A 20,105-nucleotide genomic window follows, 5' to 3' on the forward strand; every position below is an offset into this window, starting at 1 on the left:
CAAGGCGGCTACCCAGACTGGTGAAACAGTGCCTGGTAATGATAAGGAGGTATTTGAAAAATGCAGTTGAATCGAATTTTTTGAAATCGGAACAGGTGCTGAAGCGGATTGAACTTTAACAAAAGACAGCGCTTCTGAAAGCGTGGTTATTTTGATCCGCCAGTTATAAAAAGACTTGCTGTTAAGGCTGTTATCACGACAAAATTGAGCAACGGTTAAGCCGCTTTCTTGCTGCTCTGTAATTAATTTTGTCCATTTATCTTTAGCTGTCAGTTTCATTCCAATCTCCTCAATATGTTTTAGAGGACTGTAATCAAGTTGGATATGAAATTGAACGTGTGGTTGGCCGGACGTTTACCTAATTTCAAGTTTTGCTTCCTGTGGTGTTTCGTAAGCCTTTAAATATACCGCTTCATATTTCCAGCTCCACCAAAATCGTTCGATCATCACATTGTCTACCCAGCAGTCTTTTTCGTCCATACGAATCCGGATAGCGTGCGCTTTTAATTTGGCGGTGAATTCATTGCTAATAAATTGACTACCTTAATCTGAGTTGAATATTTCAGGCTTACCATAGCGCTGTGCTGCTTCATCTAACACACTTAAACAAAACTGACTATCCATCGTATTAGACAGTTTTGAAGGCAGTATTTTACGGCTGTACCAGTCAATTAAATTGCATCTCCACTAACTCTGATAAAATTTTATCTTCCTTAGCAGCGATGCTAATTATTAAAACAGATTAATCACTTAAGATCGTGTCCTATTTTTGGGGACCATTTCTTTCTTTGGTTTCTTTATAAATGAGTCAATCTGGCCGAAAAGTGTGATCAATAATAGTTCATTATTTTTCCCTTTAGCATTGTCTGTTCAACAATATATTAAAATGATACCGTTCTTTAACCATTTGATTTTAATGGTCTTGTTATTATTTAATGACAATGAAATAAGGTTGAAATATACCTTTTTCAATATTTTACCTCACTTTGTAAAATCGCGTATGGCGCAGTAATTGTATATCTTTATAAGGAGTAAGCATGAAAGGTCACTTTAAATTAAGTGCTTTGACTATCGTATTATTTAGTACAAGTAGTTTTGCAACAGTAGAATTGCCACTCAGTCAGGCTATGGCTGATAAGGATACTGAAATTGCAAAACAGAATGATTATTTTCAAGTTTCTCGTAATTCAGTAGAAACTCGGGACAACAGGATTGTTGAACAGATCACGAGCGGTGATGATTCTAACCCTGAAAACGTTAAACGTGTTGAAAGCATTATTTCCACGCAAGACTGGGAGTTTCTATTTCCAGAAAGAAATGCAGCTTATAGCTATGAAAACTTTTTAAAAGCGGTCGGAAAGTACCCTGCATTTTGTGATACCTATACTGGTGGCCAGAATAGTGAAAGCATCTGTCGAGAGTCGTTAGCCACGGTATTTGCTCACTTTACTCAGGAAACAGGGGGAAATAATATTCACTCTGAAAACCCTAGATGGCGTCAAGGTTTATACCATCTACGTGAAATGACCTACACCGAAGAAACTCGAAATGCTTATACACAATGCACAGGATGGGCGGGTGAAGCTTATCCATGCGGCAAGTTTGCCGATGGTACAAATAAGAGCTATTTCGGGCGTGGAGCCAAACAGTTAAGCTACAACTATAACTACGGCCCTTTCTCACAGTCTATCTACGGTGATGTGGAAACATTGCTGAATAGCCCAGAGTTAGTTGCAGATACTTGGTTAAACTTAGCAAGCTCTATTTTCTTCTTTATTTACCCTCAGCCGCCTAAACCGAGTATGCTGCATGTAATAGATGGGACATGGCAGCCTAATGAAAACGATAATCAAAATAATCTGACTCGTAGTTTTGGTGCAACGACTCAAATCATCAACGGTGGTATTGAGTGTGGTCAAGGGGCTGAAAAGCCACAGTCTGTGAACCGAATAGGCTACTTTAAAGAGTATGCAAACTATCTTGATGTAGATAGTGCTTCACTAGAGCCGCTTGGCTGTAAAGATATGAAAGCATTTGATAAAGATGGTGCCGGTGCCATTAATCTATTTTGGGAGCAAAGCTGGGTAGGTAAAAATCAATGTCACTTAGTCAGTTATCAACTGGGTCACTCCGCATTTGTTGAAGGTGACTACGTTAAATGTGTGGAAAAACACTTTGATGTAAAAGTGATTGATGATGGCGGCAATCCACCACCAGTGATCCCGTTGCAAGCAAACGCAGGTGTTGATCAACAAGTCAATGCAACGGAAGGTACTGAAGTAACTCTTTCGGCGGAGCTGTCGAAAGGGGATATTGCTTCTTATGAATGGAAACAGTTCTCTGGTCAGATGCAGCTAAAAATCGTTAACCAGCATAGTAAATATGCGACGGTTACTATTCCACCTATTGAAACGAATACACAATTTTCATTTGAATTGACAGTTGCCGACTCTGATGGCAAAACAGATAAAGATCAAGTATTGATTTCTGCTATGGTTGATGATGCACCTGCAGCTCCAGTGGTATTGATGAATGCTCCAACCCATATTCAATCTGGTCAACAAGGTGTGAAAATTCAAGCCATCGTTGAAGATAGTGATCTAAGTACCGTCGAATATGATTGGAGTGTATCAGATGATATTCCATTTAATGTGACCAGTGGTGGTGCAATTATTGAGTTCACAGCCCCTGTTGTCGACCGTGAAGATATGGTGAATGTATTCCTAACAGTGGAAAATAAACACGGTCTGAAGACAGAAAGTGCGAGTTCAATAAAGGTACTTGCTGATGATGGTGAGCAGTGTGTAAATGAATGGTCTGGCGAGCAAGTTTACACCGCGGGTGATCAGGCGACTTACCAAAATGGCCTGTGGAGTGCGAAGTGGTGGACACAAAATGATGCCCCAGGTGCTGAGCAGTGGGGCCCATGGGAGAAGATTGGTAATGCTGAATGTGATGGTGAGCAGCCACCAATCGTAGCACCAACGATCTCTGTTTCTGGGATTGAAAAATCTTATGCATTAGAAGCAGGAGCAGTATCTATTCCGTTTAACGTCACAACAACGGGTGAAGTGACGCTGTTTGCGGAGCTTAAGCTGAGTGGTGAAGTATTGGCATCTAAAGAGAACCTAGTTAATGGTTCTGCGGCTATTGAATTGGCAGCTTCTAACCTCAATGCTGAAACATACATTATCGAAGTGTTTGGTAAGTTTGATGATGGTTCAGAACAGCAGTTTACCGAGAGGCAGGTGTTTAATGTTAAGTTGACTGAAGACGACAGTGGAACACCACCAGGCGGAGAATATCCACTTTATCAAGACAACTACCCGTATCAAACCGGTGATCGTGTAATTGGTGTTGATGGTGCCGCGTATGAATGTTTACAGGTTGGTTGGTGTGGTCAACCACACAATGCGCCAGGTACAGATTCAGTTCATTGGTGGAGTGCCGCCTGGGAAAGGTTATAATAATAACTTGGTTAAATCGGCTGGCTTAGCTTCTGCCGATATTATTCTCAGCCTGTGATACTTCAAGACACAAAATCAACAAGCCAAACTGCGTTTATCGTCTAAGCATAAAACATTAACATAGTCACTCTACATTAATGTTTTATAACAACGAAGATGAGTGCAGCTTGCCTTGCTCTGGCATCCGGGATAATGCTTGAAAGTATCTTGAGGCAACATAACTATAAGAGAGAGTCATTAGTCAACTACCTCCGGCAAAGCCGGAGGCTTGATTTTTATGAGCAGCTCAAAGCGGATTAATTTGCATATCACCTAGAGGTGCTGTGGCATTACCGCAAATTTAGCTGATTTATTCTGAAATCCTCTTATTCCTGGTGCCTGATATAATTTCTGATTACTTCTTCATCCCGGACCACGATTGAAACGTGATAATCTCTTACCCAGAAACCCTGCCCTGTGAAATTCTTTTTCATTGCGGGCTATTTATATGGCTCTTTTACCTTTTCTGAACCCAATAACTTAAGCTAGATAGTCCTCCAGCAGAGCAGGAGGCTTACTTATTTTTAATTACTCTTGGTCGAGCAAAGAAGATACCTACCGTTGTCACGGTTAAACCTATGCGAGTCCCTCCAGCAGCTCTGGGGGGATCACTTTTAATTAAGCTTACCCGCATCCAGGCCTGACTCCATTATTGCGTTTCTTATCCCCCTTAAATAAGCGTAATTAAGGGGGATTAATTTCCTTTAATTACGTTTTTTTATTAATTTTATCGCCACATACATTACGTGATGTATGTGATTTTAATCAATAAAAAAGAGAATATATATGCTAAATAAGAAACATAAACTAGCGATAGTATCTGCTTTCGTTATGTCTACACTAGGGACTGCTCAGTTTGCAATGGCGGAGTCTATTACAGGCAATTCCCAGTCCAATACAGGCAACTCTCTATTTAAAATAAACTCTACTAACTATGCAAAATACTCAAATAGTTATAAGAAAAATGAAGACCTTCCTAAGGTCAGTGCATACCTGTCTAACTGGACACAATACACGCAAGGTTTTGAACCTAACTTAGAAGAGTTAGCAAAAAATGATGTTGTATTACTTTCATTTTTTGGTTTATGTGGTACTGAACTCGGCGACCCAACCGTACCGAGCGGTATCCAAGGTATAAAAATGGCATGTAATAAATTTGGATTGAAGAAGTATGAATTAACTTCAACAGATTTTTATGCAGATCTTCATAAACCATTTCTTGATCAGACTTATAATGAAGCTGATTGGTTAGACCCAAACCCTAACGGTATGCTCGGCGTGATGAAGTCATTGCACGAAGAAAAAGGCACTCGTATTGGTATTAGTATTTTTGGATGGTCTTTATCTAATGTCGCATCTCAGGCAGTTCAACCTAAAAATCGTCAAATTTTCCTAGATAGTTTAATTGGATTTGTTAAAGCCTATCCGTTTATTGGCCAGCTTGACATTGACTGGGAATATCCAGGTATTAAAGGCGCGGAGTTAAATGTATTTGATCCGATCAACGACGCGCGCAACTATGCAGAGTTCGTTGCAGAATTACGTCAAGCACTAAATAAGATCGACCGTTCTGATGTAAAAATTGCTATCGCATCTGGTGCACCACACGATAAAATTGACGCGGCTAAACTTGATAATTTAGTCGATGCAGGTGTAGATACGATTCACCTAATGACCTACGATTTCTTTGGCCAATGGGATGCTACACTGAACCATCATACTAACCTATATTCATCAGCAGAGGGTAAGTGGTCAGCGGATCATGCTATCCAATATATGATTCATGATTTAGGAATACCATCACAAAACATTCAACTTGGTTACGCTAACTATACACGTAATGCCATTGCGACTGGTGAGGTTCAACCTAGCCCATTATTAGGTTCATTTACACCAAACCCTCGTACAGCAGGTACATTTGAATCTGCATCGTCTCAAATTAATGACGTAGTAGCTAACTATTTAGATGTTGATGAAAATACAAAATTAGCGGGTAAAAACGGCTACAAGCTTTATACAGATAAACTCGCTAATGCAGACTTTTTGTATAATGACAGCAATAACTTATTCCTATCACTTGATACACCTCGAACGGTATATACAAAAGCACAATATGTACTTAAGCATAACTTAGGTGGTATTTTTAACTGGATGGGTGACCCGGATGAAGGCCTGATGCTAAATGCTGCACGTGAAGGCCTTGGTTATGAAGTTGATAAGCAAGCTTTTGATATGACAAATATTATTGCTAGTTGTGGTGTTAATATCACTGAAGCTGAATGTTCAGAGTTAACTTTCGATGACCAGCGTCCAATGATTATCATCTCTGATCAACAAGGCGTTTTTGTGCTTGAAGGTAATTATGACCTAGCAGCTAAAGTTTCAGGTATCGAACCAGCTGATATAAAATCGACAACATGGACTGTAGTTAGTGCTGATGGCATAGACAAGAACGTTGTAGCGATTAAAGATGGTAATAATTTAGATACAACCTTTAGTATTGATGTTGCTGAAGAACCGGCTGCACATTTGAACATTACCTTCAAGTTGACTGTAGAATTAAATGAAGGTGACAACGTATCAGATACCTTAGATTATACGCTGAAAGTCAATGAATCTGTTCCTGAAATTTCAGATATTACTTACAGCGAGAAGTATTACTTTGCTGATTTAGATAAAGAATTTAGCTTTACTGCAAACGCAGCAGATAAAGCGGATGAAAACCTTGAGTACCAGTGGACAACTTCATCTGAGTATGCAGAAATAATCGACGGCACTGACCTACAAAGCCAATTAGTGATAGATACTTCATCTTTAGTCAATAAACCAGAATATCATGTTACGGCAGATGTTACGGTTACCAACAAGTTTGGTAATACAGACACCATGAGCGCTACAACAACGGTTATTGGTGATGCTGATCTTAATAAGGCCCCGGTTTCATCTTTTCAAGTATTAACTGATACTCCTGAAGCCGGTGCAACGGTTGAAATGAGGTCTACATCTACAGATGAATTGGTTGATGAGTTAATCCACGAGTGGCAGGTAACATTTGAAGGTGAAGAAGTACTTGTTAGTGATACTAGAGTCGTTATGGCAACATTCGATGCTGATGAAGCTGGTGAGTATCAAGCAACGCTAAAAGTGACTGACGTATTTGGTGTTGAAAATACAATATCACAAACGATCACGGTAACAGAAGTTGAAACAACTTGGGATGCTGAGACTGTATATAACGCTAATGATACAGTTGTATACAAAAGTGTTCCTTATAAAGCGAAGTACTGGACAAAAGGTGACGTACCTGGCGAAGCTGATGTATGGGAAAGCTTAGAGGAAGATGATGGTGAAGCTAAAGAATGGAGCGCAACAAAAACCTACAACACAGGAGATTCAGTGACCTACGTTACAGAAGATTCTCGACAAACTCAAAGCACTAAATTCGCTGTTGGTGATACTTTCACTGCGAAGTACTGGACAAAGGGCGACGTACCTGGCAAAGCTGATGTATGGGAAGCTTTTGATGATGGATCAACTAAAGAATGGAGTGCATCTAAAGTCTATAACAGTGGTGATCAAGCGCTTTATAACGGTGTAACTTACACAGCTAAATGGTGGATTCAAGGTGAAAGACCAGATCAATCAGCTGCATGGGAAGAAGCAAAATAACATAGTGTAATACTGTGTTTATCAAACCGAGTATTTAATACTCGGTTTTTTTATAAATATTTCTGGGCGTGTATTGTCCATATCTCTAATCTAAAGGTATTATTTGTGTGTAAGAAAATACTATTATTAACGACTGTGTGTTTGGCAGTAGTTGGATGTAATGATAACAATGAAGAAAAACCGCTTGAGCCGGCACCATCTATAGTCGAAATTAAGATTGAATGTGAAAACGACTTAATAATCAAAGGACTGTCTACGGTTTGTGAAAGCAATGCGGTTTATATTGATGGTTCGAGTGTCAATGTAACAAATGATACTGAATGGTCATCAGAAAAAGACAGTATTATTGATATTTCTTCGCTGTCAGATAAAAATCAAATCAAACTTGCAGGTTTATCTAATGGGTCTGATGCTTTGAACGCTAAATACGGCAGTTTAACTACATCTAAATCTCTATCAGTTGAACCGGCGACACTGTACTCCCTATATATTGAAGCAGAAGGGGGCTATATTGAGCCAGTACAACTTAAAGCGTATGAATCATTTAAGCTGAAAGCTATGGTAGACACGTCTATTGGAGAGTATAACGTTTCTCATTTGGCGGCTTGGGACTATAATGAGGCCGAACCTAAATTCGGCGAAGGTTCTACTAAAATAAACGAAGGTATTGTAACGGCGAGAGCACTTCCTTTGAATAGCTCGGTTAGTACTACTGTCACTGCTTCATTGGAATATGAAGAAGAGATCTTTGAAAGTGATTTTTATTTCGATGTTTTAGGTTGGATTGAAATGTGTAATCACGCTGTTAACGATACTGTAAAAGGAAGTAACCAGGGGGAGTGTTTAAAAGTAGCTAGCTCACCTTCTAATACAGATCAACTACTTACCTCACCACCCAGTATTGCTGTAATGGATGCTTTAGGGTATATCGAGGCGCCCTTAAGTGCAGGAAGAAAAACATATCGTGCGACACTAACTGAAGAAAATATTATCTACGCTGCAGTTCAGCAGAAAGAAAATGGCGGCATTGAACACGATTGGCTTCAGTATCAGGGCTGGTGCCAAGAATTAGCGGATGCTAAGTTTGCTGGAGTCTCTAGCTGGACGACGATTACTGATTGGCAGTCTCATTCCATTATCGCATCTCAGTTTGCCTGGCCAGTCTTGTCTGATTATTGGAGTGAAAGCATGCCTGCCGGTATCGGTGGATCTGTTTATAATATTATGGATTTTCAGTCCGGCAATATAGAGCAAGAATATTATGATAAAGCACTGCTGGCTTCATGTACCGCTAGTGTAAGTGAACTTGAAAAAGTTGGTTTAGAGTACCTTCCATATCCCAAAAAAATCTAACTATTCAGCCTCATCGATAGCAAGAAGGTGAGGTATTGACCGCATTTCTAGTGCCTGGCCTGCAGAAACGTCCAGTTTTCTGCAGGCCGACAGATAACTGCAGAGCAAACAAACATTTGTGCCCTGCATACTTGCGAAAGCAATCTGAAATTTTCTGTTGACCTTTGCTCATCCAGATATAGTTGTCGCCTTAGTCATTGGTAAACAGCACAGCAATATCTGTCATAAAGCGCAATACATCATTTGGCTAGTCTCGTCATTGTTCCAATAACGCCTAAATTTCGTGCAGTTCAACCGTCCATGTAGACCTTGTACAGGATGATTATACCAAGAGAATTTAATTTATGATCTTTGCGGTATTCTTTCTTAATTATTAAATAACAGCTTACCATATGAAAAATATTACCGAATAATCCCCCTCGCAAAATACAAGAAATTGAAAATCCACATTGAAAGCATGCTTGCCCACGCATGCTCAATTTATAATGCTCCTGCCGTGTGGATGCTAACCTCGTTTTGATTTTGTAATTGCAATAGCGGGTTACTGAAGTTAATTCCTTGCTTTCATCCGTTTTTCTCCGCCTGAATAATTCAGTCTGTTAATCCTTATCTAAGCAGAGATAAAGAAAACTATATTTCAGAATAATGGCAAGACCCACCTCCTTAATTTTATTAAATAAGATTAAATAAGGAGGCTTAATTTCCTTTAATCGCTTGTTTTCATTATCTTTGCCTTTGTAATTACATAAATACATTTGTAATTACATGTATGTATATATGCATAAATATAATTTTAATCAAACAGCCAAAATAAAAACTTTTCGTTGTTTAACCAAGGATCTAATAAACTATGAAGTTTAAACTTAGTTTAGCCAAAAAAGCAGTGTCAACCGCTTTGCTTTCTTCAGCCGTCGCAATGTCAGTCAGCAGTGGCGCATTGGCAGACGACAGTTCAGTGACCCCTTTTGTGCCTGGACAAACCAAAATTGAAAACGGTGATATGACCTCTTATGCGGGTGAGTGCTATATTGCTCAAAATAACCCCGGTGTATGGGAAACCCCAAGTCCACAAGCCACTTGGTTCTGGGCTGAAACAGATTGCCCTGATGATACTGACCCTGAAGAACCAGACCCTGATCCTGATCCTGAAGAACCTGGTGATGTTATTCCCTTTATACCAGGACAAACCAAAGTAGAAAATGGTGAAATGGTTTCTTATAAAGGCGAATGCTTCATAGCTAAAAACAGCCCGGGTGCATGGGAAACCCCAAGTGCAAACTCCTGGTTCTGGGATGCATCAGAGTGCCCTTCTAATCCACCGGTTGATGACCCAGATGGTCCAAGCACTGGACTACCACCACAAATTGATCCGCCACCGGTTGATGATCCAAGCACTGGACCACAACCACAAATTGATCCGCTTCCGCCAGTGGTAGTAGACCCAGGAAAACCTGGAACACCAATAACAGATCCTGATGATCCTGACTATCCTGGAAGACCAAATAATCCAGGTGAACCAGATGTACCACTGGAACCAGGAACCCCGCCAACAGACCCAGAAGTACCGAGGGACTTATGTGATGAGTTCAACGTTTACCCTGACTGGACTAACGAGACACATGCAGGTACCGGCGATATCATGGTTCATGATAACATAGCGCATTCTGCAAAGTACTGGACGACTTCAGTTCCAGGTAGTGATGATAGTTGGCAGCATCACCTAAACTGTGATGGTACAGACCCAGGTACAGCTCCGCTTCTTTCGTTACCAAACCCTATGGATCCCGTGGATTTGCAGGTCAACGGTTGGCCGAGTGATTTTGTTGCAGCCGGCCCGTCTTCAGACGCGCCTGATATGGCTACATTAGAGGCTCTCAATAGTGAAGAGCTGTCTGATGACAGAAAATTAACCACTGCTTTTGTCGAATTGATTGAGACAGCAGAAAATGCCGGCTCTTCATCGGTAATTATCAGCAGCAATGTACTTGATAATATAACCGAAGATAAAGGCGCCTCTTTGGGCACCATTGCTGTTATAAAAGCCTTAACTGAAGCTGTAGACTTCACAGGCAGCCGCATCGACATCGACGATATCAATGCACTAAGCGACGATGCGCAAGGCTGGGTTCAAGCTCATAACTTAGTAATGTCTACGCTTGCTCCTAAAGCGACTTTCGGGTGGTCTTTAAGCATTGGTAATTTTGCTTACGGAACTCACTCAGGCAAAAGGTCTGTATGGGAGGCTGCATCTAAAGCAACGGCAGACCTGCTTGGCAGTTTCGATCTTTATGAAGGTAAAACAAAAGCTGACTTTATTGCATTCTCTAAGTCAAGTGATTCTGCCGCCTTATCAAGCGGCCAGTGGCACAACGCTTTGGAATATGTAAAACAAGTTACAGACTATGTTGAGGCACCTGCAATGTTGTCTTCAGTGCCAACGGAACAAGCTGCCGCTTACTTTATGGGCAATACTGCTGGTGAGAGTAATATACGTAAAGCGGCTCACAGCAATATATTCGCGATTTTGTTCGACACTGATACTGTAGACTTAACAGATAAAATTAAACGCTATCAAAGCGCTAAAGTACCGCTGTATTATGTCGGAGAGAATGTACACGATGGTCCATTAACTGTTATTGAATCACTGAACCGTGAATTAGCTGATGCAGAAGAAATCATGAATAACGATGCTTTCCTTTTCGAAACGCCGACATCAGGGTGGATTCCATCAACAGTCTATAAATGGGCAGATTTTTTAACCGGCTTAAACTCTATGCACAACATTGGTGTAGCTGGAGATACATTCTGGTTAATAGATGAAAGTGCTGACGATCAAACAAATGCTAAATACGCAAAAGTGGCTATTGCTGCATTTTTAGCACAAAGCATGCAGGAAACTATTCGTTACAATGCCTGTGACGAGAATAACTGGGCTGAAGTAAAATACGGCGCACCAACAGACTACCCGATGACAGCAAGTTGCGGGCAGTTAGATCAGAAATATGCTGATTACGGATTTAATCCAGAAACAGGTAGAGACCACCCTTACTCCTGCCCTCGCGACGAGAAGATGGAAGTAAGTGCATTGACTCATGCTCAATGGTACGGCGCACCGGCTCCAATTTTTGCAGCCCCGGATGCAGTACTTGATGAGCAGGGCCTGCTTGTTAACGGTCACGTTGGGCGCTGGACGAACAATGGTCACTGTAATGACGTGCCAACTGCAGTAGATACTTCTAAGCAGGTCTACGAACGTAATGAATGTCAAGTATATGAAGGTCAAAAGGCCGGCAGCTTTATCTGGGACGGCAGTAGTCAAGATAGCGTTCAAGGCTGTGGCTGGTGGGGCCGTGGTGTTATTCAAACCACAGGTCGTCAAAACTTCGGTACGCTTAACCACTTCATGGGACGCTCACACGTTGACCCTGATACTATAGGAAAAACGATTGACGGAATTACCGTTGGCGCTCCACCTGAGAGCCCGTTATATGCTCAGTTAGATTTCTGTTCAAACCCGGGGCTAATTTGCAGCTCTGAAGAAAATAGAGAAATAAAGTGGATTGCAGGCTTGTTCTTCTGGGTAAATTCAGTGCAGGCTTACGATAATGAAAGCGGCCAACACCCAGGCTGGGATTACTACGAAGAACTTAAAAAGTATGTAGACGGCGGCATGAAAGGTAGTCAATTTATTGATGACGTATCTGGTATCGTTAACCGCGGCTGTCCAGATTTGACTTGTGATACAGGTGACGTTCATAACGTTAAAGAGCGTCGTGATAACTTCATGAAAGTCTTGAGAAATTTAGGCCTTAATCCGCAGTAAAGGGTAATAGGAATAATATTTTCACTTGAAAATGCCAGTCAGTTTATACTGACTGGCATTTTTTTATAAAATATTAGTTATAACAAATAATTATCTGTAAATATCAATTTAGTCATTTTTCAGCTGCTTCTGAATTAGGCAGTCATTCTAAAATTACCGCTTTCTAACAAATACACAGGCAGCTGCTTTATCACTTGCCCCCCTTGATAAAAACGCTAAGACAGCGGTTGGTTAGCCCAGTTCAGATACCCCAACGCCCGTATCTTTTTCTTAAATAAGCTTAAATAAGGAGACTTAATTTCCATTAATCGCTTGTTTTCATTACCTTTGCTTTTGTAATTACATACATGCATAAATATAATTTTAATTAAACAGCCAAAATAAACACTTTTCGTTGTTTAACGCAAGGATCTAATAAACTATGACGTTTACCCAAAAAGTAGTGTCAATCGCTTTGCTTTCTTCAGCCGTCACTATATCAGTCAGCAGCTGCGCATCTGCAGACGACAATTCAGTGACACCTTTTGTGCCTGGACAAACCAAAATTGAAAATGGTGATATGACCTCTTATGCGGGGGTGTGCTATATTGCTCAAAATAACCCCGGCGTATGGGAAACCCCAAGTCCCCAGTCTACCTGGTTCTGGACTGAAACAGAATGCCCAGACGCCCTCCCCGCTCCTGAACCTGGTGATGTTATTCCCTTTATACCAGGGCAAACCAAAGTAGAAAATGGTGAAATGGTTTCTTATCAAGACGAATGCTTCATAGCCAAAAACAGTCCGGGAATATGGGAAATCCCAAATGCAAACTCCTGGTTCTGGGATGAGGCAGAGTGCCCTTCTGAACCACCTGTTGATCCTAAGCCTATCCATAGTAAAACATATACCCCTCTTTATCGTTCTTATATCGACGGTTTATCTATTGATGGTGCTTACCTGCTCAATGATTGGAGTCAAACTGGTTATCAGAATGGGGGCAATATTCCAAAAGAAATCGACCTTCCCGTTTTTAATGTCAATGATTTTGGGGCAAACCCAAACGATGGTAATGATGACCTACCTGCTATACAAGCAGCAATAAATAAAGCTCAAGATAATGGTGGTGGTATTGTCCAGTTTAAGGAAGGTCAATATGATTTAAATATTCATGATGACGGAAGTGATTTTTCCCTTCGACATGCGATAGAAGTTAGTCATAGTAATATAGTACTTCAAGGAGTAGGAAGTGGATCTAATGGAACAACAATAAAGCAATGGAAGAAAGCGAATAAAAGCAGCGAGCTGCACGATAGCGTACGCAGCCCTCATACTGTCAATTTTCGTGGGGAATACTCAACATCTAGAGTTAATTGGTTAACATCAGATATAGAAGCAGGAGACACTTATATCCCATTGAGTTTTCTCAGCGAACCTGTGGTGGGGGATAGTATAGTAATATTAATGCATGCTTGGGAAGTACCTAGAGTACCTAGTGATAATGATTTCGATCTTGAGAGAGAAGCTTTATACCCGCTTTATAGTGATGGACTGGATGAGCTAAATAGACCCGGTCCAGCTTATCAGCCAATTAAGATTAATCGCAAAATCGCAGCTGTTCATGATGACGCTATTGAAATAGATATCCCGGTCCCTAGAGCATTTACCGTTAAAAATAGAGCCGCGGTATACATTGATAACTATACAACTAAAGAGTGTGGTATTCGCGATGTTCGCATAGAGAGTATACATGACGGATCATATACCGAGGGTGGGTATGACACTGGTGGAGTGCAGTTCTCTGCAGTTGAAGATTGTTGGGCAGAAAACATTACCATAGAAAATACAGTATTAGACATAAGTGTTAACCGCTCTCGAAATGTAACAATAAGAGATATTGATGTCTATGGTACAATTGGACACCATAGCATGGGGCTATATAACTCTTTTAATTCATTAATTGAAGATGTCAACAATTATGCAGGACGTAATCATTTACTTTCATTCAACACTTATTCTTCTGGCAATGTAGTTCGCAACATCTCAAACCTTTCTGATTACAATAGAGTAATTGGTGCTGGCATTGACTTTCACAGTGGATTCTCAACTTTTAATTTAGTAGAAAATATATCAAATACAAAAATAGCCAGTTCAGGAGGAAAAAGTGGTAACGCATCTTCAGGTCAATATAATGTATTATGGAATGTTTCAAAAGGAAATGACCAAGGTGAAGGTAATGGGTTATATCATTATTGCTGGTATACAAGTAGTGCCTATAATGGTCCCTTTGAAAAGCATACCGATTGTTATCGACGCCATCCCAAAATGTTATATGTTGGTATAACAAGCTACGATAAAAATGAGCAGGTTACAATCAATAACTCACCAGAAGATATCATTGATGAATGGCGATATATTGAAGGTATAAATAACGATAATGTATACCCTCGTTCATTATATGAAGCTCAAAAAAATAAAGACTATAGCTCTTATCCTGTTATTAATGGTGCTAACGCCATCACAATCAGCGTTGGAGCAGAATTTGACCCTCTATATAATGTAACAGTAAGTAGTGAACGTTATGGTGATATTACGGATAAGCTCGTTGTGTCAGGAGAGGTCGATACTCAAAAGCCGAATACTACTGAGATTGAATATCAAGTCATAGATAACTTAGGATTAACGACTACATTAAAACGCCGTATCATTGTGAATTGACATAAACTATTTGCGAGCGCCGGCACCAATACCTCTTTTATTTTTTCGTTTATTACAAGCATAGACAGGTCCCTTCCAGTCTATGCCTCCAGACGGCCTTGTTTGTAAGTAATGATTACAATCTGGGTACGGCAAGATCATTATAAATTGAACTTTTCCTGCAAGTAGCATAATTTGCTCGACATTCTTTTATTGGCAATCAGTGCTGTTATGTCTGACTCAGAAGGCTGAGAAGATATTGAAAACTTCGGACAAATAAAACTCGATTGGCTTCGCCAGTATCGCCCGTTTGAAGCAGGGATACCTCGGCATGACACAATTGCTCGTGTAATTTGTCGTTTAAAAGCAGATGAAATTGAACAAGCTTTTCAAGCATGAATTTCCTCTCTTGTGGAAAAAACAGACTGTAGTGACATTGCGGTTGATGGTAAAACTGCGAGATGCTCTTTCTCAACAAAAGAGGGAAAAGCGCACTTCAGACGGTTAGCGTCTTGAAGTTGTCAACACCAGCTTGTTTTAGGGCAAGTTACTGTTGATACTAAAACGAATGAAATCACTGCTGTTCCTGAACAATTAACCATGCTTGATATAGAAAATAGCATTATTGAACTCGATGCAATGGATTGCCAAAAAATAGCAAAGCAAATAATTGAGCAAAAAGCGGATTATATATTAGCTCTGTGAAAGGTAATCATTCAGGTATGAAAACTGAGTTAGAGGCTTGGTACACAAGAGGTAGATGATATTCTGCAGGCTATAGGCGGGCTAGAAAATATCTCTGATGCCGGCGCTTGTGCAACAAGACTAAGATTAACCTTGCTGAATGCAGAGATCATTGACACAGCAGCGCTGAAAAGAAATGGAGCAATTGAGGTTGTGCCCGTCGATAAGAATCACATTCAGATTATCTATGGAATGAAAGCCAACAGTTATTATCAGCTGATCGATCAACGCTTAAACTGAGTTCGTTCAAGCGGATTTTCCTATTTCCAAGAAGCGAGTTACAGCACTAAGCCCCCCCTTTGTTAAAGGAACTGCTCAACATCCGCTAGACTGGCGACCACAGCTACTGCCCGCTCGGCAACATCTGCATCCGGCGGCAGCAGATCTGGAACCATAACAGCATAACAGCCGGCATCCAGCGCTGCCCGCATGCCGTTATTGGAGTCTTCCAGCACCAGGCATTCAGCAGCAGCAATACCAAGCTGTTCACTGGCCATCAAATAACAGTCCGGAGCCGGTTTGCCGTTTTCCACTTTTTCTGCAGTAATAAGCGCATCAAACTGAGATATATAACCGCTGCCGGCAAAGTGATGTTCAGCCTTTGGCAAAGCTGAGGAGGTAACCAGAGCACATTTCAGCTGTGCGCTTTTAAGCACGGCAAATAATTCTTTAAAGCCGTTTTTATATGCAATACCCTTGTCCATTTCGGCCTCTAGCATCCTGTCCCGGGCCAGCCTGAAGCGAGGCATATCAAGCTGCTGTGCAAATTTCATCTGCAGCAGACGTTCACAGCCGGCGTCCTGCACGCCGATAAACTTTTTATAATACTCATCGCTCAGCTGTAATCCCTGCTCGCTGACGGCATGCTGCCAGCTTTTTTTGTACAGGCCTTCCGTATCAAATATCAGACCGTCCATATCAAATAGTACTGCTTTAATGTTCATTTTATCTCCATTGCTGATAATTGAGTTTAAAGTTTTTTAATGGTCATCTGGTATTCACCGTAAGGGTAAGCATAAACGGCGATGCTGAAAAAGGTTTCCATCACTTCTATTTCAACTATCTTTTCATTGCTTTCAGGCGCTGCGGATACCCTGATTCCATCGCCAGAAATAGAGAAACTCGGGTGGTCCTCTTTCTCGATCAAAGAGACCGAATACCTGTCCCCCGTAAAGCCAATCACATTGATAAAGGTCTGATGTTCACCGCCGATAATCCCCTGAAGGCGACAGGGCTGCGGGTTGCGGTAAAATTCAAGATAAGTGTAATCCCGGCTGACTTCTTCATAACGATGGATAATATGAGAACGACAGGCAGGCTCAAATGAAACCAGATCCGATGCACCGGCAGGTGCAGTCCATAACAAAGCAACAGTCGCCAGTGTAGATAACAACTTATTCATGATTTAAACCTCACGACGCAGAAACAATAGACGCCCAAGATGCGCCATCTCCTCTTCTCTGGACATAACCAGGTATTCCCCGTCGACCTTTGCGTGCCAGTAGAATATTCCCTGCAGCCTGCCCTGGATCTCCTCAAGCGGCGGCCTGTCCTGCTTCATCGACTGATAGCTTTCAAAAATACAGCGCCAGCGTACCCGATCCCCCTGCACTTCGGTCGACACGGATCTCACGCCAGGCCCGATAGCTCCAATTAACAGCTCATCGGCAAAACGAACCAGGTCGTCAGGCTCCACAAGGCGTCGATGGGGATTATTCTCTCTGTTTATCATACTGTTTAGTTCCGCCCTGCTTGTTCAAAAGAAGAAAAGCATATCAGCTTCAGGCACAAGTATCCTGTTGAAGGCAAGAAATTGAGAAGCGGCGACCGCCGCTGTATTAAACAACGACGACATTAACAGAAGCGAAATCCTCTGCGAATTGAATATTGCTTGTGCTGATGGATTAAGCTTTAATAGAAGTTAGAAGTTACATCAAATTCATAGGACTGGCCATGTCAGAAAACCTTGTTACTGCCTACCATCTGTCTCACTCTGAGGTTCCAGAAGTAGACTCGCAGGGACTATTCAAAGCGTTAACGGCAGAGTTTGTTTTTAATCACTGGCAGCCCGGGCAAATATACCTGCATCGGGTTAGCTATCCGCAGGAAGCGGTCGTTGATTATTGCGAAGACGGTCATCATGATTTCGTTTCCAGTTTCAGCTGGGATGAATTTGTCATGGTTGATAATCTAACGAGTCGACAGTGCTGGCAGCTTGATAACCGAGAATCATTGTTTTCTCTGCTGGAATCTGAATTTATAACAGACTTAGGCTCATCTATTTTCTGCAGTCGAGATACGCTGCACCGCACTATATTTACACTTGCCGGAGTCGACCTGGCTGTCGATTATATTCGCCGTGCACAGTTAAGTGCAGAAGAACTGCTGCGCTGCCTGACGATAGAACACACTCAACTGATGAAGGAACTGCTGAAATCTGGTTTATTCACTGAAAAAGACTTATGCACAGGCTCTCTTGCAAATATCAACTGGAAAAAACTAACTAACGAGAAAGACAGCTTTATGGGGGATACTTTGGAAAGCCAGCTTGGATTGAGTGATGAATTCAAGACACTATTGCGGGCTCTTTACATCGAATCACCTCCGCCTGATACTGAGAAGTTAAGAGCAGTTATGGTTGCCTTATCGCTAATAGACGGGCTTCCCTGGCTGCATTATATTACACCTGCTGAAAGAGTTATTTTACCCTCAGGGTTAGTGCTTATGCTATTACGCCTAAAGCAGCCGACCAGTATCGAAGCGATCTTCCAGCATCCAGATATTGAACTTGAATACAGCAGCGCTGAAAATAGTTTAGATGCTTTAATCGATCGTCTGGCTGTCTACCAGCACTTTGATCTGCTCAAATCACTGCACAATAAATTAGGCGGGTTCGATAAACAGCAGTCTATCCGGTGCGCCTCCAGTCTCACCGCAGCGGGGGCAAGTAAATTTCAAACTGCTGCTTTTAACACCGTAGAAGAGCAGGAAATCCTTAACTGGCAGCTGAGTTCTGACAGTTCACTCGAGCAGGCAGCCGGCTGCGGTTATTTACTCTTATGTAAAAAGCTGCTGGAGAATAAAACTGCCGCTAAAACGGATCTGGATTCAGCTTTATTATCGGCTGCGGAGCAGGGTTACTGCGAAATTGTAAAACTTCTACATCAACACGGCGGCTCTCTGGAGGCGGGTGGACGCTGGCCTATTAGATATGCCAATAAATTTAGCTACCAGCTGCTGAAAAACTATCTGCTTGAGCAGGGGCAGGAAGATCTTTGTTTTTAACCAGAATCTGATTGAGGCTGTATTTAATTTAATAGAGCCTCAATAACGATTAGACAACTAACAAATTAAATACTGCGTTTCAAGGGAATACAAATATCAAATATACACTTACCTTCAGCGTGCTCTTCTGGGGTATTGTGGTACAGCTCATAACATGGCTGGTCATTACATTCGTACCCACTGTCGCAAAACCATATAAATGCATCCTCCCACGCCTGCTGAAAGCTGTCAGGCTTCATCTCAAAATGACATACGGCATAGGGGCCGCCGTTAATGGTCTGGGTAAAAATAGGTCCTTCTGGAACAGTCCCTTCTGGAACAACGATACATGCATCAAAACGGCACTTTTCTACAGGAGTAACATCAGGATTATCCCAATAGATAGCCAGTACCTTGCCCGGCCCCGTATAGTTCCTTGGACCAGCCCACTGCATCAGTTCACGGAATGCAGGTTCGCATGTTTCTTTACTATAAAGACCAAGCTTGCGTATATAGGCAACATTATATTCCGGCATTTCTTTGATTTCAGCGTTCATTGTATTTCTCCTTTCATTGTTTAACAAATTCATTAAAACAGTGTCTGAATCATATGTTGCCTGAAGGGATAATGCGTGTTCATTTTTGCTGTCTCTGTTTCCAATCTTGCTTTTACGATACTCTGAAGGTGTCATCCCGAAATGCTGGCGGAATGCCTTAGCGAAGTTTTGTGAGCTAGAAAAACCGCAATCCACTGCTATCGTAGTGATATCATCAAGTTGTTTGGATAAAAGACGGTTGGCAGCCAGCTCAAGACGCAGCCTCCTTGTGAAGCCGGCAGCCGTTTCACCAACAACAGCCTTGAAAATTCTGTGAAAATGAAACATAGAAAAAGAAGCTGATTCAGCAATTTCTTCCAAAGACAGCTCTCGCTCTAGATTCTGGCTAATAAAATTCATAGCACGGCAAACGCGCTTTTTATAATCAATAGTGGTGCAGCGCATCATATTTCCTTATGTCGCATTAATTTTTTATAGTGTAAAAAGCAAACATCCATACCTTTTAGTTTAGATTT

Annotated in this window: 12 protein-coding genes and 3 pseudogenes; 8 read left to right on the plus strand and 7 right to left on the minus strand. The window is 41.4% G+C overall.

The window, feature by feature from the left end; translation table 11 throughout:
• Positions 1-279 (minus strand): IS66 family insertion sequence element accessory protein TnpA (gene tnpA, locus G327_RS24185; protein ID WP_019612704.1); only part of this gene is annotated, 279 nt, incomplete at its 3' end.
• A gap of 81 nt (positions 280-360) precedes the next feature.
• Positions 361-675: pseudogene (locus G327_RS27330) on the minus strand (DDE-type integrase/transposase/recombinase); the annotation flags it as partial.
• A gap of 362 nt (positions 676-1,037) precedes the next feature.
• Between G327_RS27330 and G327_RS25985 the strand changes: the two are divergent.
• Positions 1,038-3,467: a glycoside hydrolase family 19 protein gene (locus tag G327_RS25985; protein WP_019614194.1), complete on the plus strand. Its 2,430-nt coding sequence runs from the start codon at positions 1,038-1,040 to the stop codon at positions 3,465-3,467.
• Positions 3,468-3,832: 365 nt separating this feature from the next.
• Here the strand turns inward: G327_RS25985 and G327_RS27635 are convergent.
• Positions 3,833-3,934: pseudogene (locus G327_RS27635) on the minus strand (IS200/IS605 family transposase); the annotation flags it as partial.
• 358 nt (positions 3,935-4,292) lie between these two features.
• Between G327_RS27635 and G327_RS0107785 the strand changes: the two are divergent.
• From G327_RS0107785 to G327_RS26460, 6 genes and pseudogenes are all read left to right on the plus strand, one after another.
• On the plus strand, positions 4,293-7,175 hold the full coding sequence (locus G327_RS0107785; RefSeq protein WP_019614195.1) for a glycosyl hydrolase family 18 protein: 2,883 nt from the start codon (positions 4,293-4,295) through the stop codon (positions 7,173-7,175).
• Between the two features lie 105 nt (positions 7,176-7,280).
• Positions 7,281-8,528 carry an Lcl C-terminal domain-containing protein gene (locus G327_RS0107790; protein WP_019614196.1) on the plus strand — a complete coding sequence of 416 codons (1,248 nt, stop codon included), beginning with the start codon at positions 7,281-7,283 and terminating at the stop codon, positions 8,526-8,528.
• Positions 8,529-9,378: 850 nt separating this feature from the next.
• On the plus strand, positions 9,379-12,351 hold the full coding sequence (locus G327_RS24195; RefSeq protein WP_019614197.1) for a cellulose-binding domain-containing protein: 2,973 nt from the start codon (positions 9,379-9,381) through the stop codon (positions 12,349-12,351).
• A 421-nt stretch (positions 12,352-12,772) separates the two neighbouring features.
• A complete protein-coding gene (locus G327_RS0107800; protein ID WP_019614198.1) occupies positions 12,773-15,046 on the plus strand; it encodes an immunoglobulin-like domain-containing protein in 2,274 nt (757 codons plus the stop codon).
• 168 nt (positions 15,047-15,214) lie between these two features.
• A pseudogene (locus tag G327_RS26455) lies at positions 15,215-15,774 on the plus strand (ISAs1 family transposase); the annotation flags it as partial.
• A 19-nt stretch (positions 15,775-15,793) separates the two neighbouring features.
• Positions 15,794-16,009 (plus strand): PTS sugar transporter subunit IIB, encoded by a 216-nt coding sequence (locus G327_RS26460; RefSeq protein WP_281167224.1) that lies wholly within the window; start codon positions 15,794-15,796, stop codon positions 16,007-16,009.
• Positions 16,010-16,071: 62 nt separating this feature from the next.
• On the opposite strand, the gene G327_RS0107815 is transcribed toward G327_RS26460, so the two are convergent.
• Genes G327_RS0107815 through G327_RS0107825 form a run of 3 tightly spaced genes read right to left on the minus strand, consistent with a single transcriptional unit; the run spans position 16,072 to position 17,501 of the window.
• A complete protein-coding gene (locus tag G327_RS0107815; RefSeq protein ID WP_019614202.1) occupies positions 16,072-16,713 on the minus strand; it encodes an HAD family hydrolase in 642 nt (213 codons plus the stop codon).
• A gap of 26 nt (positions 16,714-16,739) precedes the next feature.
• Positions 16,740-17,171, minus strand: a complete 432-nt coding sequence (locus tag G327_RS0107820; RefSeq protein ID WP_019614203.1) for a hypothetical protein — start codon at positions 17,169-17,171, stop codon at positions 16,740-16,742.
• 3 nt (positions 17,172-17,174) lie between these two features.
• Positions 17,175-17,501 carry a MafI2 family immunity protein gene (locus G327_RS0107825; protein ID WP_019614204.1) on the minus strand — a complete coding sequence of 109 codons (327 nt, stop codon included), beginning with the start codon at positions 17,499-17,501 and terminating at the stop codon, positions 17,175-17,177.
• A 221-nt stretch (positions 17,502-17,722) separates the two neighbouring features.
• On the opposite strand from G327_RS0107825, the gene G327_RS0107830 reads away from it, so the two are divergent.
• Complete coding sequence (locus G327_RS0107830; RefSeq protein WP_019614205.1) at positions 17,723-19,054, plus strand: ankyrin repeat domain-containing protein; 1,332 nt, start codon at positions 17,723-17,725, stop codon at positions 19,052-19,054.
• A gap of 65 nt (positions 19,055-19,119) precedes the next feature.
• Here G327_RS0107830 and G327_RS0107835 read toward each other — a convergent pair whose 3' ends face one another.
• Positions 19,120-20,034: an AraC family transcriptional regulator gene (locus tag G327_RS0107835; protein WP_019614206.1), complete on the minus strand. Its 915-nt coding sequence runs from the start codon at positions 20,032-20,034 to the stop codon at positions 19,120-19,122.
• Positions 20,035-20,105: the final 71 nt, after the last annotated feature.

This window comes from Psychromonas ossibalaenae ATCC BAA-1528, assembly GCF_000381745.1.
GTDB lineage: Bacteria > Pseudomonadota > Gammaproteobacteria > Enterobacterales > Psychromonadaceae > Psychromonas > Psychromonas ossibalaenae.

Bases quoted from the DNA above. Each gene is read 5' to 3' on its own strand.
- G327_RS25985 (WP_019614194.1), top strand. From the start codon at position 1,038: ATGAAAGGTCACTTTAAATTAAGTGCTTTGACTATCGTATTATTTAGT.
- G327_RS0107785 (WP_019614195.1), top strand. From the start codon at position 4,293: ATGCTAAATAAGAAACATAAACTAGCGATAGTATCTGCTTTCGTTATG.
- G327_RS24195 (WP_019614197.1), top strand. From the start codon at position 9,379: ATGAAGTTTAAACTTAGTTTAGCCAAAAAAGCAGTGTCAACCGCTTTG.
- G327_RS0107800 (WP_019614198.1), top strand. From the start codon at position 12,773: ATGACGTTTACCCAAAAAGTAGTGTCAATCGCTTTGCTTTCTTCAGCC.
- G327_RS0107815 (WP_019614202.1), bottom strand. From the start codon at position 16,713: ATGAACATTAAAGCAGTACTATTTGATATGGACGGTCTGATATTTGAT.
- G327_RS0107820 (WP_019614203.1), bottom strand. From the start codon at position 17,171: ATGAATAAGTTGTTATCTACACTGGCGACTGTTGCTTTGTTATGGACT.
- G327_RS0107825 (WP_019614204.1), bottom strand. From the start codon at position 17,501: ATGATAAACAGAGAGAATAATCCCCATCGACGCCTTGTGGAGCCTGAC.
- G327_RS0107830 (WP_019614205.1), top strand. From the start codon at position 17,723: ATGTCAGAAAACCTTGTTACTGCCTACCATCTGTCTCACTCTGAGGTT.
- G327_RS0107835 (WP_019614206.1), bottom strand. From the start codon at position 20,034: ATGCGCTGCACCACTATTGATTATAAAAAGCGCGTTTGCCGTGCTATG.